The following is a 13,865-nucleotide window of genomic DNA, read 5'->3' on the forward strand; positions in this document are numbered from 1 at the left end:
CGGGACTATTTGCCGCCGTCCTTGGGCGCGCTCAGCCCTTCGTAAATTTCCTTGCAGGTGGGGCAGACGGGGAACTTCTTCGGATCCCGGCCCGGCGTCCAGACCTTGCCGCACAGGGCGATCACGGGTTCGCCGGAAAGCGCCGACTCCATGATCTTTTCCTTGCGGACGTAGTGGGAAAACCGCTCGCTGTCGCCGGGTTCTGTGTACTCACGCTGCTCTTCGCGCTCGATGACGGCGGTCGAACCGCCGCCGTCGTCCAGGCGCCGGGCAGGGTCATTTTCGAAAGGATCAGGAGGCAGACTCATGGTTTCCATCTTAGTACCCCAACAGGTTCCGAGGCCGGGCCGACTGACCGGGCCGGCTCATTTGTGAACCGAGACCGCACCCAGCATCTCCGGCCCGCGCCGGTCCAGCCACCGTCCGCCGATCCGGATTCCGGCCGCCAGCAGCCCTGCCCCGAACAGCACACCGCCAATCAGGGTCAGCCAGTCCCAGAGCGGATTGTCGTTCAGCAGCGCCACGAGCGCCAGGACCAGCACGGGAAGCACAATCACGATCTGCGCCAGCATGCCCAGGCCCTGCACGAGCATGCTGCGTCCGCCGGAACCCGGCGGAGTCTTGAACGCGTTCTCCCCCGGCAGCGGAACGTTGTAGGTATACCGCGCCGATACGACGGCGGACAGACCGAACCCGCCCAGGAGGACGGCCAGGGACACCCCGAGAAGCACCGGAATCAGGTCCGTTTCCCCAAGCACCAGACATGGCACCACTGCGGCCAGGACCGTCACCGGGAGCGCAAAAATGCCGCAGGCGATGACCCGCCCGGCCCGGTCCGCTGTGCCGGAAACCCCGGTGCTGATGTGCAGGGCAAAGGCCGTGTTGTCATACGAGACATCGGCGGAAATGCAGAAGGCGAGCAGGTAACCCAGCAGCGGTCCCGCGAACAGCAGCAGCGCCGGGCCGTTGCCCTCCTGCGTGCCGAGGAACACCAGCAGAATCACCAGCAGCGGAATGATCAGCAGGGACGCGCCGTAACGCGGGTCCCGGATCCAGTAGGTCAGCGACCGGGCGGCCACGGCACCGGTGGGCGTGGCCGGGAAAAGGGCAAAGAACCCAAGCTTTCCGCCCTTGCGCCGGGGACCGGCGTTGTGCGGCGGAGTGATCAGCGCCCGCACCAGCAGCAGTTTCCAGACCCAGACCAGCGCGGCCAGGAATACGACGGCGATGGCCAGTTTGGCGGCGGCCGTTCCCGGCTGGTTCAGCGCCACGTCGCCGGGCACCGCCCAGGCTGCACCCAGCGGCGTCCAGGACAGGGTACGGGCCAGCGACGGCAGGTAGTCCTGGGCACTGCTGATGCCCGAACTGATGCCGGCGATGATCGGGCCCAGCAGCATGAGGGGAATGATCGCCACCAGGCCGGAGATGTCCTTGAACCGGCGCGAAGAGGACATCGATGTGCTCGCGGCGACCATTACCCGGGCTGCGATGAAGCATGTGAACACCGCGATGACGGCTGACACCACGCCCGCAGCCAGGGCCGCCGGGTTCCGCCACCAGACAGCGGCCGAGCCCAGCGCCGCCAGCAGCGTCATCGCGCCGGGGATGCCGATGAGCCCGCCCAGCGCCAGGCCGGCCAGGAGCTTGGGCAGGGGGACGGCGAAGGTCACAAAACGCGCCGGGTCCAGGGTCAGGTCCACACCGGTGGCCAGAATGGGTATCAGCGCCCACCCCAGCACGGCCACGGTGCCGGCGAGGACGGTTACGGTGCGGGCCAGCTCCGGCTCGCTGAAGCTCAAATAGAACAGGCCGCCAAACAGCAGGCCGAGCATGCCCAGGCCGTACAGCGCCCCGAAGACAAGTCCCACGATCTGCCACGGGCTCCGGCGCAGGGAGTTGCGCAGCAGGAGAAGCTTGAGCCTTAGGAGGTCCGCAACCATGGCAGGCCCTCCGAGCGGGTGCGTCCGCCCACCAGCTGCACAAAACGCTCTTCCAGGGTCTCGCCGCCGCGGACCTCGTCCACGGTGCCGGCGGCGAGAAGGTTGCCGCCGGAAACCACCGCAACGTGGTCACACATGCGCTGGACCAGGTCCATGACGTGGCTGGAGACAATCACCGTGCCGCCGGAATCCACGTAGCCGGAGAGGATATCCCGGATATTGGCGGCGGAGACGGGGTCCACCGCTTCGAACGGCTCATCCAGCACCAGCAGCCGGGGCGCGTGGATCAGCGCCGAGGCGAGGGCGATTTTCTTGGTCATGCCGGCGGAGTAGTCCACCACCAGGGTGCCCGCGTCATTGGTCAGGTCCATGGCCTCGAGGAGATCCCGGACGCGTCCGGTGACGGTGTCGCGGTCCATGCCGCGCAGCAGGCCGGCATAGGTGACCAGCTGCTCGCCGGTGAGCCGGTCGAACAGCCGGACGCCGTCGGGCAGCACGCCCATCAGCCGCTTGGCCTTGAGCGGTTCGGCCCAGACGTCCGTCCCGTGCACCCACACCTGTCCGTGCTCGGGGCGCAGCAGGCCGGTGGCCATGGACAGCAGGGTGGTCTTGCCCGCGCCGTTGGGCCCCACCAGCCCGTAGAAGGACCCGGCAGGGACATCCAGGCTGATCCCGTTGACGGCGATCTTCTCGCCGAAGCGCTTGCCGAGGGCACGGACGGTCAGCGCCGGGGCGGCGGGAACCGCCGCGGTATTCGGAACCATGGACTCGGTCATGTCAGCAGCACTTTCGTCATGATCCCCAAGGTACCTGCCGTTCGGCGGAGGCGGATCGGCCGCAAGGACCAGAATCCGGGCCCCTGTCCGGTTTCCGGCCGCCCCTGACCCCGTCCTGCGGACCAGACGCCGGGGTTTCGGTACGGCTAGGCCGGCCGCGCCCGCTCATACTGCGGCGCCCAGGGAAGCTTGGCGTCCAGTTCGCCGGCCGCCCGCATCCACCAGTGCGGGTCCCGCAGCGCGGCCCGGGCGATCAGGACGGCGTCGGCGCGGCCGGCGCGGAGGATGTCCTCCGCCTCGGACGCCGTGCTGATCAGGCCGACGGCGGCGGTCGGAACACCGGCAGCCGCACGGATGTGCTCGGCAAATCCGGTCTGATATCCCGGTGCCACCGGAATACTGGCGTCGGGCACGGCTCCGCCGGTGGAGACATCCACCAGGTCGACGCCGCGGTCGCGGGCGGCGGCGGCCAGGCGCGCCGAGGTGTGTTTGTCGACGCCGCCGTCGGTCCAGTCCGTCGCGGAGATCCGCAGGAGCAGCGGCATCGACTCGGGGATGACCGCCCGAACCGCATCGACGACTTCCAGTGTCAGGCGGCTGCGGGCTTCCTCGGACCCGCCCCAGCCGTCGGTGCGGGTGTTGACCAACGGGGTCAGGAACTGGTGCAGCAGATACCCGTGCGCGGCGTGGATCTCGATGGTGTCGAACCCGGCATCCACCGACCGCTCGGCGGCCTGCGCGTAGTCCGAAATCACCTGCCGGATGCCTGCGTCGTCCAGCATCTGCGGGGCGGCGTAGCGGCCAAAGGCATCGGCCGTGGGGCCCACGGTCCGCCATCCGCCGTCGGCCTCCGGAACACTGCCGCGCTGCTCGGCGAACGGAGCAAACGTGGAGGCCTTGCGCCCCGCATGAGCCAGCTGCACGCCGATCTTCGTGCCGGCGGCACCGTACCGATGGACGAAGTCCGTGATGCGCCGCCAGGCCGCCGTCTGCTCGGAGGTGTAGAGGCCGGTGTCCTGCGGGCTGATCCGCCCCTCGGGGCTGACCGCCGTGGCTTCGGTGATGATCAGCGCCGCTCCCCCGGCGGCGAAGGAACCCAGATGCATCAGGTGCCAGTCGTTCGGCACTCCGGGTGCGGTCACGGGGTCGGCCGAGTACTGGCACATGGCGGCCACCCAGCCGCGGTGGGACAGCTCCAGGCCCCGCAGCGTCACGGGGTCGAACAGGCCGGGGTTCAGGGGCGCTGCGTGTTCACTCATGCCGCGGCCGCTTAGAAGAGGGCCCGGGCAAGGGCGGAACGTGCCTTGGTCACCCGGGGGTCCGTGGTGCCCACCACTTCGAACAGGTCCAGCAGGCGCAGCCGGGCCTTTTCCCGGTCGTCGCCGAAGACGCGGGCGATCAGCCGCACCACGCGGTTGAAGGCGTCCTCCACGTGGCCGCCGGTAATGTCCAGGTCGGCGACGGCCAGCTGGGCCTCGACGTCGTCGGGGTTCTCCGCCGCGTTGGTGCGCAGCTTCTCGGCGTCAGCGTCCTTGACCCGTGCCATGAGTTCCACCTGGGCCAGGCCCGCCTTGGCCTCGGCGTCGGCGGGCTGCTCCGCCAGCGCCTTGCGGTAGGCGGCGGCGGCGCCGTCGTAGTCCCCGGCAACGATCGCGTCGTAGGCTTCCTGGTGCAGCGGAGGCAGCGGAGCTTCTTCCGCCGGCTCCCCGGCACCGCCCTCGTTCAGGGTTCCGGTGACGCCGTTGGCCGCTGCCACCTGCAGCAGCTCGGCGATCAGGGCGCGGATCTGTTCCTCCGGCACCGCCCGGTCGAAGAGCGGCACCGGCTGGCCCTTAAGGACCGCTGAGACGGTGGGAACCGCCACGGCCTGGAAGGCCTGGGCGATCTGCGGATACGCCTCCACGTCCACCCGCCCCAGCAGCAGCTTGCCGTCCTGTTCCGTGACGACGCTCTGCAGCACCGCACTGACCTGGGCGGATTCGGGGCTGCGCGCCGAGTACAGGTCGATGATCACCGGAACCTGCTCGGACAGCTGGACCAGCTGGGGGAAGGTCTGCTCGGACACCTCAACGATGTACGGGCTTGCTGCCGGCTGGCCGGGACCGGGCCGGCCCGCCCGGTCGGAGCCCGCGGCTGCCGGCGGCGCCGTGGCTTTGGCCTTCAACCCGGAGAGGTCGACGGCGCCCCTCAGGTTCATCGTGGAAGCGGCCGGTGCGGGACGGTGGTTGGGAGTGCTCATGGCTTCACCTTATTACGCAGTCTCGGGTCACCGGCAACCCCGGTTTCCCTGATGGAGGGTGGGGCTATTTCAGGGTGGCGGAGAGCAGCTCCTGGACGGCGCCGATCACTTGGAGCGGTGCCGTGCTGCCTGCCGGCGGAACGTACAGCATGACTCCTTCGCCGTACTTGACGTCGATGCCGGCGTCGGTGCTCGTCTCGCCGGTCAGCGTCTGGTAGATGGTGCCTTCCAGGTTGATGGAGTCGCCGGCTTCGCGGGGAACACTCGTATAGCTGCTGTCCATATAGCCGAACACGATGGCTCCGCCGTCAGCGGTGCGCAGGGCGCTCGTGTCTTTGGGCACCGGCGTGTGCTTGAAGGTGATCTTGGCGAACTCGTTGTCCGGGCTGGCCGTGACATCGGTCTGGAACCTGGTCACGGCCTCGGCGAAGGTATTCGGCGAGAAGGTGTCCTTGTTCTTGCCGGCCGGGTTGGTCAGGGCGTCAGCCAACGCGTCCACCGCAGCCTGCGGGGAAGCGGCAAGGCCCTCGGCGGAATCTGCCGGCGCCGGATCCACACCGGCGTTGCCGGCCGGACGCGGCGGGAAGCTGGTTCCCGGAAGCATCCGAACGGACGAAACGAGCTTGTAATTCTCACGCGCCGAGTTCTGCACCAGCAGAAGTGCCTGCGGGACCTCGTTCTCGGGCCCCTGGGTCACCGCCACGATGCTGCGCGGAAACTCGGTTCCGCCCATGATCAGGTCGGTCTTCAGCGGCTCGGCGGAAACCGCCTCCGGCGCCGCGTGGGTGGGCACCTTGGCTGCCGTGGCATAGCCGGCCTTTCGCAGCGCCGCTGCGGGGCCGCCGGCGCGAGTGGCCAGCAGCGCGGGGTCCTTGGCGGCATCCGCTTCCTGGACCGTGGTGGCCACGTCGTCAAGGATTCGTTCCAGCTGCGCGTCCAGGACCACGGGCGGCACGGGTTCATCGGCCTCATCGGCGGCTTCGGAGGCTTCGGAGGTGGGAGCCGCGGTCAGCGGCAGGGCGGCAAGGGCCGGCGCCGGAACGGCGCCGAAGGCCAGGACGGCGGCGAGGGCGGTGCCGAAGGCCGCAGCCGGTCCACGGCGGCGCAGGGCGGGCACAACGCTGAACGACGACGAACCGGCCGGGTCAGAGGTGCGGCTCTTTCCGGAATCTGCGGCCGGTGCGGGCTGCCCGGACGGGCTGGCGGGCACCGGCTTATCGGCAGGGGCCGCTGGGTCCGCTGCCGGCAGCGAGGTGGTGCTGGCTGTTGCCGGATGCGCTGCCGCTGCGGTGTCCCGGGCAGGACCTGCGGTGGACGGTCCGCTGCCGCCGGAACCGCGTCCGCTGTTGCCGCGGCCGGCGACGAAGGCCAGCGCCAGGCCGAGAACGGCGAGGAGCGCGCCTCCCACGATCAGCGGCACGGCAAAGGGTGTTGTGGCATCGTTGGCGTAGGTGACCGATACGTCGGCGGGCGCCGGAGCGGTGCCGTCCGTGGCCAGCAGGATCTGCCAGTCACCCGATGCCGGAGCTTCCCAGGTGAAGGTCGTTTCGCCGTCGACTTCCTGTTCGGAGACCCAAAGGTCGGATCCGGCGGGGTTGGGCACGGTCGGCGTGCCTTCGGCGAGCTCGGAGGTCAGGCTCTCGCCGTCGGCACCGACGCGCACGGCGGAGGCGTCGCCCACCCAGGCGTCCACGTCGTCAGCCCGGCCCACGGCCATCAGGAAGGGGCCATCGCCCGCTACCGTCAGGTCCACGCCCCCGGGGTGTGCGGTGAGGACATCAGCGCCGATAACAGTCAACGGGGCCTGCTGGTTTTCGGACGGCGCTTCGGCTGTGACAGTGCTGGGCGGAGCCCAGACCGTTCGCTGCCCGATGCCGAGAAGCATCAGCAGGACTCCGATCACGATCAGCGGAACTGCAATTTTGTTTCGCACAACTTACCTATCTTCAGTCTCGGTGCAATCGCCTCACCTGTAGGCAGGCTGAAACGGGACGTGGAGTCTCTTGGCTATCGGGCGGTAATTGGGTTTATAACCCAATGGTAACGAAATCCCCGGAACGGTCACATTCCGGTGTGTGCGGCGGTCGCCGCTCCGCTATCCGAGCCCCGTGCGGCTGATAATCTGGCGCTTCGTACCCGGGGCGTTCGCTACATACAGGAGACATGCAAAAATGGGCGAGAACCAGGACCGGCCGGCCGAGGAACCGCGGAAGGATCCGCAGCAGGCAGGGGAACCGGCGCGTACTTTTGACCGCACGCCGCGGCAGGGCTTCCTGGCAGCGGCTTCCGGCCGGCTGCGGCAGGCTGTTCCGCATGGCGTACCCGGCGCTCGTCCGCGCCCCAGGTTTGAGTTTCCTCCAGAGGTCAACGCGCCTGCGGAGGCGAGCTCCGGCGAAAGTTCGGCCAGCGGGACGCCCGGCAACGCTGACGACTCGGCCCGCGGCATGACCGCCCCCATTCATTTCGGCTTCATGTTTTCCGTGGGCGTGGGATTCGCCCTGCTGGTTTTCTTCATTCTGACCAATGTCGGAGAGCTCCTGGTGTGGATCGGTGCCGCGCTCTTTATTGCCCTGGGACTGGATCCGATTGTGCGCTGGCTGGGCGCCCGCCGCATTCCCCGCCCCGCCGGAATCGCGATCACGCTGCTGATCCTGGCCGGCATCGTGGCCAGTTTTTTCGCCACTCTGATTCCCACGATTGTCCGGCAGACCTCGGAAATCATCAGCAACGCCCCCGGTTATGTAAACACCTTCCTGGAATCCGATTTCTTCGTGAACATCGATGAACAATTCCATGTGAGGGAGCGCATCGAAGAGGAAGTCAACAAGTTCTTCACGAACCCCGACGCCCTCGGCGGTGTTTTCGGCGGCGTTTTGTCGGTCGGCACGGTAATTGCCAACGGGCTCTTCGGCGCGCTGATCATTCTGGTGCTGACCCTCTATTTCCTGTCCTCGCTGCCCTCCATGAAGATGTGGGCCTACCGGCTGGCCCCGCGCAGCCGCCGCCGGCGCGTTGAGTCGCTTTCGGAAGAAATCACCAGCAGCGTCGGCAACTACGTGTTCGGACAGGCAATAGTTGCGGTGCTGGATGCCAGCTATGCCTTCATCGTGATGTCCATCGCGGGCGTGCCGTTCTCCGTGCTGCTGGCCTTCGTGGTGGCGCTGCTGGCTTTTATTCCGCTGGTTGGTCCCCCGATTGCCCTCATCCTGGTTTCCCTGGTGGCGCTCACCGTCAGCTGGCAGACGGCCGTGGTCTTCGCCCTCTTCTACCTCGCCTACCTGCAGTTCGAGGCGTACTTCGTCTCCCCGCGCATCATGCAGCGCGCCGTGGCGGTGCCCGGAGCGGTGGCCGTCATTGCGGTTATTGCCGGCGGCACGCTGCTGGGGGTCCTCGGCGCGCTCATCGCGATCCCGACCGCCGCAGCGGTGCTGCTGCTGCTCAAGGACGTCTTCATCTCCCGCCAGGACCACCGCTAACCGGGATGCGTCCCGTGCCGCCGCCGGAGCCGCCCTCAGCCCTGCCGGCCGCCAGCGGCGGCCCAGGCGGCCGTCAGCGGCGGCCCAGGCGCCCGCCGCCGGACCTGCGGGTGCGCCAGCAGCGATCGTGCCAGTGCCTGCGGTCCGACACCGCGGTGTCCCGGCCCAGCAGCGAATCCTCCTGCCACACCACCAGGTGCGGCACGCCGGGCGGAATGATCATGCCGCATCCGGGGCATTTATAGTCCTTGGCCGCGTTCCGTGCCGTGATTTGCCGCACTGACCATTCGCCGTCGGGCGCGCTCTCGCGGTGCGGGATTCCGGCCCGCGTCCGCTCCAAATCCACCTCGGCCGCGGGGGTTGCCCACTTGCTGCGGGCGCTGCGGCCCAGATTGGCGTTGGCTGCGCCCGGCGGGCGGCGGGGACGGTTGGAACGGGGCATACAAGTCATTTTGCCCGAGCGGAGCCGGTAAAGTGCAACTGTGCGTTTAGTTATTGCCCGCTGCTCTGTTGACTACATCGGCCGCCTCCGTGCCCATCTTCCGCTCGCCGCCCGTCTGCTGATGGTGAAAGCCGACGGTTCCGTCCTGATCCACTCGGACGGCGGCTCCTACAAACCCCTGAACTGGATGAGCCCGCCGGCCACCCTGCGGATCACCGCGCCCGAGGACGACGACGCCGAAACGGGCGTCATCGAAACCTGGAACGTCCAGAGCACCAAGACGGATGACAAGCTCGTCATCAGCATCTACGAACGGTTCTCCGAGACCTCCCACGACCTGGGCGTGGACCCCGGCCTGATCAAGGACGGCGTGGAGGCCGACCTGCAGCGCCTGCTGGCGGAACAGATCACCAAGCTCGGCGACGGCTTCACGCTGATCCGGCGCGAGTACATGACGGCGATCGGACCGGTGGACATCCTGGCCCGCGATGCCAAGGGCGCCACGGTGGCCATCGAACTCAAGCGGCGCGGCGACATTGACGGCGTGGAGCAGCTGACCCGGTACCTTGAACTGCTGAACCGGGATCCGCTGCTGGCTCCCGTCCGCGGCGTTTTCGCTGCGCAGCAGATCAAGCCGCAGGCCCGCGTGCTGGCCGCTGACCGCGGAATTGACTGCCTGACTTTGGACTACGACGCCATGCGCGGCGTCGACGATTCGGCCTCGCGCCTCTTCTAGCCGTCTTCTAGCCGTCGTCCAGCCAGGCCGAATTTCGTCGCCGAAATGCCTAACTGGTGCCTCGCCCAACGGGGCTGGAGCGCTTAGTTCGCAGGCCCGAAAATACTTGGAAGTTTTTTCGGCAAATTCGTTGACCACTCATTGGCGGTGTGTAATCCTATAACCAGTCTTTGTGTAGGTGTTATTCATGCTCGCAAGACCGTTGCGAGCGTGAAGCTCCTCAAGGAACTGCTGAATGGCAAGGATCTTGAGCCTTCCCGTTTCAGTAACAATAGGCCTCCGCGGGGTGTGGCGGCCGGAAGTTCCACTTATGAGGAGAAACAAAATGGCACAGGGTACCGTCAAATGGTTTAACGCTGAAAAGGGCTTCGGCTTCATCACTCCCGACGATTCAGACGGCGACGTCTTTGTTCACTACTCTGAAATCCAGACCGGTGGATTCAAGACCCTCGACGAGAACCAGCGTGTTGAGTTCGAAATCGGCCAGGGCGCCAAGGGCCCCCAGGCCACCGGCGTCACCGCGCTCTAAGCGCCACTGCGCTTAGCGTCACCACGCTTTTCGGCTCCGGTTCCTCCGGACCAACAACAAAGTCCCCGGCATTCGCCGGGGACTTTGTTGTTGGGAGAACGTACCTGTGGCCGTCAGCTCCGCCGGCGGACGACCTGCGCGCCCAGGCCGCGGAGATTCTCCATGAAATGCTCGTACCCGCGGTCGATGTGGTCCACGCCCCGCACCTCGGTGGTCCCCTCGGCAGCGAGCCCGGCGATCACCAGGGCGGCGCCGGCCCGGATGTCGTTGGCCTCCACCGGAGCCCCGGAGAGTCTCGGGACGCCCTGGATCAGGGCATGGTGCCCGTCCAAGCGGATGCCGGCCCCCAGCCTCGCCAGCTCCGAGGTGAACCCCCAGCGCGCCTCAAAGACGTTCTCCGTGACCATGCCGGAGCCGCTGGACACAGCGTTCAGGGTGACAACGAACGGCTGCAGATCGGTGGGGAATCCCGGGTAGGGAAGGGTGGAGACGTTGATCGGCTCCGGGCGCTCCGGACCCTTCACGGTGAAGCTGTCCTCCCCCACCGTGACCGAACAGCCGGCCTGTGTCAGCTTGTCCAGCACCACGGCCAGGGCAGAGGCGTCGGCGTTCCGCACCTCTATGCAGCCGCCGGTGACAGCCGCCGCGAATGCCCAGGTGCCGGCAACAATGCGGTCAGGCACCACACGGTGAACCACCGGTTCCAGCCGCTCCACGCCTTCGATGACGAGGGTGTTGGTTCCGATCCCGGAGATCCGCGCGCCCATCTCGTTGAGCATCTCGGCGATGTCGGTGATCTCCGGTTCGCGCGCCGCGTTGTCGATCACCGTGGTGCCGGCGGCCAAGGTGGCAGCCATCATCAGGTTCTCGGTGGCACCGACGGAGGGAAAGTCCAAGAGATGCCGGGCGCCGATCAGGCCTTCAGGCACGGAGGCGACAAGGTAGCCGTGGTCAATGGTGATGGTGGCGCCCATCAGCTCCAGTCCGGCGCGGTGCATGTCCAGACCGCGGGAGCCGATGGCGTCCCCGCCGGGGAGCGCAACTTCGGCCTGCCGGCAGCGGGCCACCAGAGGACCCAGAACGGAGATGGAGGCACGCATGGCCCGCACCAAGTCGTAGTCGGCCTGGTGCCCCGGCACTTCGGGGACCTCCACTGAAACGGCGGCCGCTTCGACGTCGTAGTCGACGGTGCAGCCCAACCTGCGCAGCAGCTCGGCCATGATCCAGACATCCTGGATGTTGGGAACGTTGGTGATGGTGGAGCGTCCCTGCGCAAGCAGCGTGGCTGCCATGAGTTTCAGGACGCTATTTTTGGCTCCGGGGACACTGACAGCTCCGTTGAGCGTGGACGGCCCGGTAACAACTATGACGTCTTCCATCCCTTAATACTAAGGTGGGTTCGAATTACCAAGACGCCCAACCAACTGGGAAAGGTCAAAGGCGGCGGACGTTTTGGTCTTGCGTCAGCGCCAGGTTCCGATGCCGATGACGGGGCCGGCTTCCAGCCACGAGGAGAGGCCCGTGTAGACCTCGTAACTCATGGCGACCAGTACTTCGCGGCCCTCGTATTCAAGGTTCACCACAATGGCGCCCGGTTGGATGCGGGCACGCTCAGCTTCGGTCGGCTGCCGCCAGCTGCCGATCTCCAGGGAGCTGCGCAGGAAGCGGTGGGGCGGACGCGGGCTGAGCGAAATAAGGCGCAGCCACTCCAGGTGGGTGTCCGTATAACGACAAACCCCCATCTGCCACCCGCCGGGCGGGAGGCAAATGGAGGCATCGAAAGTACCGAGGGCGCGCCGCAGCTGGCTGCGGCGCACCCCGAACAGAACCACTGCCAGTACCAGCAGGCAGAGAAGCCCTGCCAGCGCAATGAACACATAAGAGCTGCTCATTGGGAAGGGTCAGCGAGTCCCAGCGTTGGCTGCGTCGTTCATCTGAGCGTTGTCAGCGACAATCACCACGCGGTCGCGGTCGACGGAGAAGAAACCACCGTCAACGTTCACCGTAAAGCGCGCGCCGGACACCGGTTCAATGGCCATTTCGCCTTCGGCCAGGATGGCCAGCAGCGGGGTGTGGCCGGGAAGGATCCCGACGTCGCCCTCGCTGGTACGTGCCTTGACCATCTTCGCCGCGCCGGACCAGACAAAATGGTCAGCGGCAACAATCTCAACTTCGAGTTCAGCAGTGTTCGCCATAGGGCTTACTTCCCGGTCTGCTCTTGGATCTTCGCCCAGTTGCGCTCTACATCGTCCATGCTGCCGACGTTGAAGAAAGCCTGCTCGGCGATGTGGTCAACGTCGCCGTCGCAGATGGCCTTGAAGCCCTCGATGGTTTCCTTGATGGTGACCGTGGAGCCCTCGACGCCGGTGAACTGCTTGGCGGTGTAGGTGTTCTGCGACAGGAACTGCTGGATGCGGCGTGCACGTGCCACAACAATCTTGTCCTCTTCGCCCAGCTCGTCGATGCCGAGGATGGCGATGATGTCCTGCAGTTCCTTGTTCTTCTGAAGGATCTGCTTGACGCGGACAGCCGTGTCGTAGTGCTCCTGGCCCACGTACTGCGGGTCGAGGATGCGCGACGTGGACGTCAGCGGATCCACGGCCGGGTACAGGCCGCGCGAGGCGATTTCACGGGAAAGTTCCGTGGTGGCGTCCAGGTGCGCGAACGTGGTGGCCGGGGCCGGGTCGGTGTAGTCATCAGCAGGCACGTAAATGGCCTGCATCGACGTGATCGAGTGACCCTTGGTGGACGTGATGCGCTCCTGCAGGAGACCCATCTCGTCAGCCAGGTTCGGCTGGTAGCCCACGGCGGACGGCATGCGGCCCAGAAGCGTTGAAACTTCGGAACCTGCCTGCGTGAAGCGGAAGATGTTGTCGATGAAGAGCAGCACGTCCTGGTTCTGCACATCGCGGAAGTACTCCGCCATGGTCAGGCCGGACAGGGCCACGCGCAGACGCGTTCCCGGCGGCTCATCCATCTGGCCGAATACAAGGGCGGTGTCCTTCAGGACGCCTGCCTCTTCCATTTCAACCCAGAGGTCGTTGCCCTCACGGGTACGCTCGCCGACACCGGCGAATACCGACGTACCACCGAAGTTGCGGGCAACACGGGTGATCATTTCCTGGATCAGCACGGTCTTGCCGACACCGGCGCCGCCGAACAGGCCGATCTTTCCACCCTTGATGTACGGGGTGAGAAGGTCGATCACCTTGATGCCGGTTTCCAGCATCTCGGTGGAGCCCTCAAGGTCCGCAAAGTTCGGAGCCTTGCGGTGGATCGGCCAGTGCTCGGTGATTTCGAGCTCGTCTTCGCGAACGTCCAGGGGCTTGCCCAGGACGTTGAAGATGTGGCCCTTGACGCCGTCGCCCACGGGGACATGGATCGGTGCGCCGGTATCCTTGACGGCTGCGCCGCGGACCAGGCCGTCGGTGGCCTGCATGGAGATGGCGCGCACGAGGTTGTCGCCGAGGTGCTGGGACGTTTCGAACGTAATGGTGCGGGTCTCACCGTTGAGCGTCAGCTCGGTGGTCAGCGCGTTGTAGATGGTGGGAATTGCGTCAGCCGGGAATTCGACGTCGACAACCGGGCCGATGACACGGGCGATACGGCCGGTGGCACCCGAGGCTACGGAATTAGATCCGTGCTCGACAGTTTGGGCAGTCATCTCTCTCACTTCACTCAGTTAGATGGCGTGTGGACTAAGTTTGCTTCTGGTGGAACTACGCCG

At 66.5% G+C, this 13,865-nt stretch carries 14 protein-coding genes; 3 read left to right on the forward strand and 11 right to left on the reverse strand.

Going from position 1 to position 13,865, the window contains the following annotated elements:
* Positions 1-5 precede the first annotated feature (5 nt).
* The 6 genes from QNO08_RS12280 to QNO08_RS12305 form a co-directional block, all read right to left on the reverse strand.
* On the reverse strand, positions 6-308 hold the full coding sequence (locus tag QNO08_RS12280) for a DUF3039 domain-containing protein (protein WP_442860477.1): 303 nt from the start codon (positions 306-308) through the stop codon (positions 6-8).
* Between the two features lie 57 nt (positions 309-365).
* A complete protein-coding gene (locus tag QNO08_RS12285) occupies positions 366-1,940 on the reverse strand; it encodes a transporter (RefSeq protein WP_229965225.1) in 1,575 nt (524 codons plus the stop codon).
* A complete protein-coding gene (locus tag QNO08_RS12290) occupies positions 1,922-2,716 on the reverse strand; it encodes an ABC transporter ATP-binding protein (protein ID WP_229965224.1) in 795 nt (264 codons plus the stop codon). The genes QNO08_RS12285 and QNO08_RS12290 overlap by 19 nt, the downstream gene beginning before the upstream one ends.
* A gap of 146 nt (positions 2,717-2,862) precedes the next feature.
* Positions 2,863-3,975, reverse strand: a complete 1,113-nt coding sequence (locus QNO08_RS12295) for an NADH:flavin oxidoreductase/NADH oxidase (RefSeq protein WP_229965223.1) — start codon at positions 3,973-3,975, stop codon at positions 2,863-2,865.
* A gap of 11 nt (positions 3,976-3,986) precedes the next feature.
* The gene (locus QNO08_RS12300; RefSeq protein ID WP_229965222.1) at positions 3,987-4,955 is read right to left on the reverse strand and encodes a tetratricopeptide repeat protein; all 969 of its coding nucleotides are present in this window, start codon (positions 4,953-4,955) and stop codon (positions 3,987-3,989) included.
* A gap of 64 nt (positions 4,956-5,019) precedes the next feature.
* The gene (locus QNO08_RS12305; protein WP_229965221.1) at positions 5,020-6,888 is read right to left on the reverse strand and encodes a DUF8094 domain-containing protein; all 1,869 of its coding nucleotides are present in this window, start codon (positions 6,886-6,888) and stop codon (positions 5,020-5,022) included.
* 238 nt (positions 6,889-7,126) lie between these two features.
* Here QNO08_RS12305 and QNO08_RS12310 point away from each other — a divergent pair, with 238 nt between their 5' ends.
* Positions 7,127-8,431, forward strand: coding sequence for an AI-2E family transporter (locus tag QNO08_RS12310; protein WP_229965220.1), 1,305 nt, complete (start codon positions 7,127-7,129; stop codon positions 8,429-8,431).
* A 73-nt stretch (positions 8,432-8,504) separates the two neighbouring features.
* Here QNO08_RS12310 and QNO08_RS12315 read toward each other — a convergent pair whose 3' ends face one another.
* Positions 8,505-8,873, reverse strand: coding sequence for an Rv1322 family protein (locus QNO08_RS12315; protein WP_229965219.1), 369 nt, complete (start codon positions 8,871-8,873; stop codon positions 8,505-8,507).
* Positions 8,874-8,913: 40 nt separating this feature from the next.
* On the opposite strand from QNO08_RS12315, the gene nucS reads away from it, so the two are divergent.
* Both nucS and QNO08_RS12325 read left to right on the forward strand, forming a co-directional pair.
* The gene (gene nucS / locus QNO08_RS12320) at positions 8,914-9,609 is read left to right on the forward strand and encodes an endonuclease NucS (RefSeq protein ID WP_229965218.1); all 696 of its coding nucleotides are present in this window, start codon (positions 8,914-8,916) and stop codon (positions 9,607-9,609) included.
* A 325-nt stretch (positions 9,610-9,934) separates the two neighbouring features.
* On the forward strand, positions 9,935-10,138 hold the full coding sequence (locus tag QNO08_RS12325; RefSeq protein ID WP_104101230.1) for a cold-shock protein: 204 nt from the start codon (positions 9,935-9,937) through the stop codon (positions 10,136-10,138).
* Between the two features lie 113 nt (positions 10,139-10,251).
* On the opposite strand, the gene murA is transcribed toward QNO08_RS12325, so the two are convergent.
* The 4 genes from murA to atpD form a co-directional block, all read right to left on the reverse strand.
* On the reverse strand, positions 10,252-11,517 hold the full coding sequence (murA, locus tag QNO08_RS12330) for a UDP-N-acetylglucosamine 1-carboxyvinyltransferase (protein ID WP_229965217.1): 1,266 nt from the start codon (positions 11,515-11,517) through the stop codon (positions 10,252-10,254).
* A gap of 84 nt (positions 11,518-11,601) precedes the next feature.
* Positions 11,602-12,030: a DUF2550 domain-containing protein gene (locus tag QNO08_RS12335; RefSeq protein ID WP_229965216.1), complete on the reverse strand. Its 429-nt coding sequence runs from the start codon at positions 12,028-12,030 to the stop codon at positions 11,602-11,604.
* Between the two features lie 9 nt (positions 12,031-12,039).
* Positions 12,040-12,333 carry a F0F1 ATP synthase subunit epsilon gene (locus QNO08_RS12340; protein WP_229965215.1) on the reverse strand — a complete coding sequence of 98 codons (294 nt, stop codon included), beginning with the start codon at positions 12,331-12,333 and terminating at the stop codon, positions 12,040-12,042.
* 5 nt (positions 12,334-12,338) lie between these two features.
* A complete protein-coding gene (gene atpD, locus QNO08_RS12345) occupies positions 12,339-13,802 on the reverse strand; it encodes a F0F1 ATP synthase subunit beta (RefSeq protein ID WP_229965214.1) in 1,464 nt (487 codons plus the stop codon).
* Positions 13,803-13,865: the final 63 nt, after the last annotated feature.

The sequence above is a fragment of the Arthrobacter sp. zg-Y820 genome, assembly GCF_030142155.1.
Lineage (GTDB): Bacteria > Actinomycetota > Actinomycetes > Actinomycetales > Micrococcaceae > Arthrobacter_B.

Excerpts from the sequence above, each read along its gene's own strand:
- QNO08_RS12280 (WP_442860477.1), bottom strand. The coding sequence starts at position 308 with ATGAGTCTGCCTCCTGATCCTTTCGAAAATGACCCTGCCCGGCGCCTG.
- QNO08_RS12285 (WP_229965225.1), bottom strand. The coding sequence starts at position 1,940 with ATGGTTGCGGACCTCCTAAGGCTCAAGCTTCTCCTGCTGCGCAACTCC.
- QNO08_RS12290 (WP_229965224.1), bottom strand. The coding sequence starts at position 2,716 with ATGACCGAGTCCATGGTTCCGAATACCGCGGCGGTTCCCGCCGCCCCG.
- QNO08_RS12295 (WP_229965223.1), bottom strand. The coding sequence starts at position 3,975 with ATGAGTGAACACGCAGCGCCCCTGAACCCCGGCCTGTTCGACCCCGTG.
- QNO08_RS12300 (WP_229965222.1), bottom strand. The coding sequence starts at position 4,955 with ATGAGCACTCCCAACCACCGTCCCGCACCGGCCGCTTCCACGATGAAC.
- QNO08_RS12310 (WP_229965220.1), top strand. The coding sequence starts at position 7,127 with ATGGGCGAGAACCAGGACCGGCCGGCCGAGGAACCGCGGAAGGATCCG.
- QNO08_RS12315 (WP_229965219.1), bottom strand. The coding sequence starts at position 8,873 with ATGCCCCGTTCCAACCGTCCCCGCCGCCCGCCGGGCGCAGCCAACGCC.
- QNO08_RS12325 (WP_104101230.1), top strand. The coding sequence starts at position 9,935 with ATGGCACAGGGTACCGTCAAATGGTTTAACGCTGAAAAGGGCTTCGGC.
- murA (WP_229965217.1), bottom strand. The coding sequence starts at position 11,517 with ATGGAAGACGTCATAGTTGTTACCGGGCCGTCCACGCTCAACGGAGCT.
- QNO08_RS12335 (WP_229965216.1), bottom strand. The coding sequence starts at position 12,030 with ATGAGCAGCTCTTATGTGTTCATTGCGCTGGCAGGGCTTCTCTGCCTG.
- QNO08_RS12340 (WP_229965215.1), bottom strand. The coding sequence starts at position 12,333 with ATGGCGAACACTGCTGAACTCGAAGTTGAGATTGTTGCCGCTGACCAT.
- atpD (WP_229965214.1), bottom strand. The coding sequence starts at position 13,802 with ATGACTGCCCAAACTGTCGAGCACGGATCTAATTCCGTAGCCTCGGGT.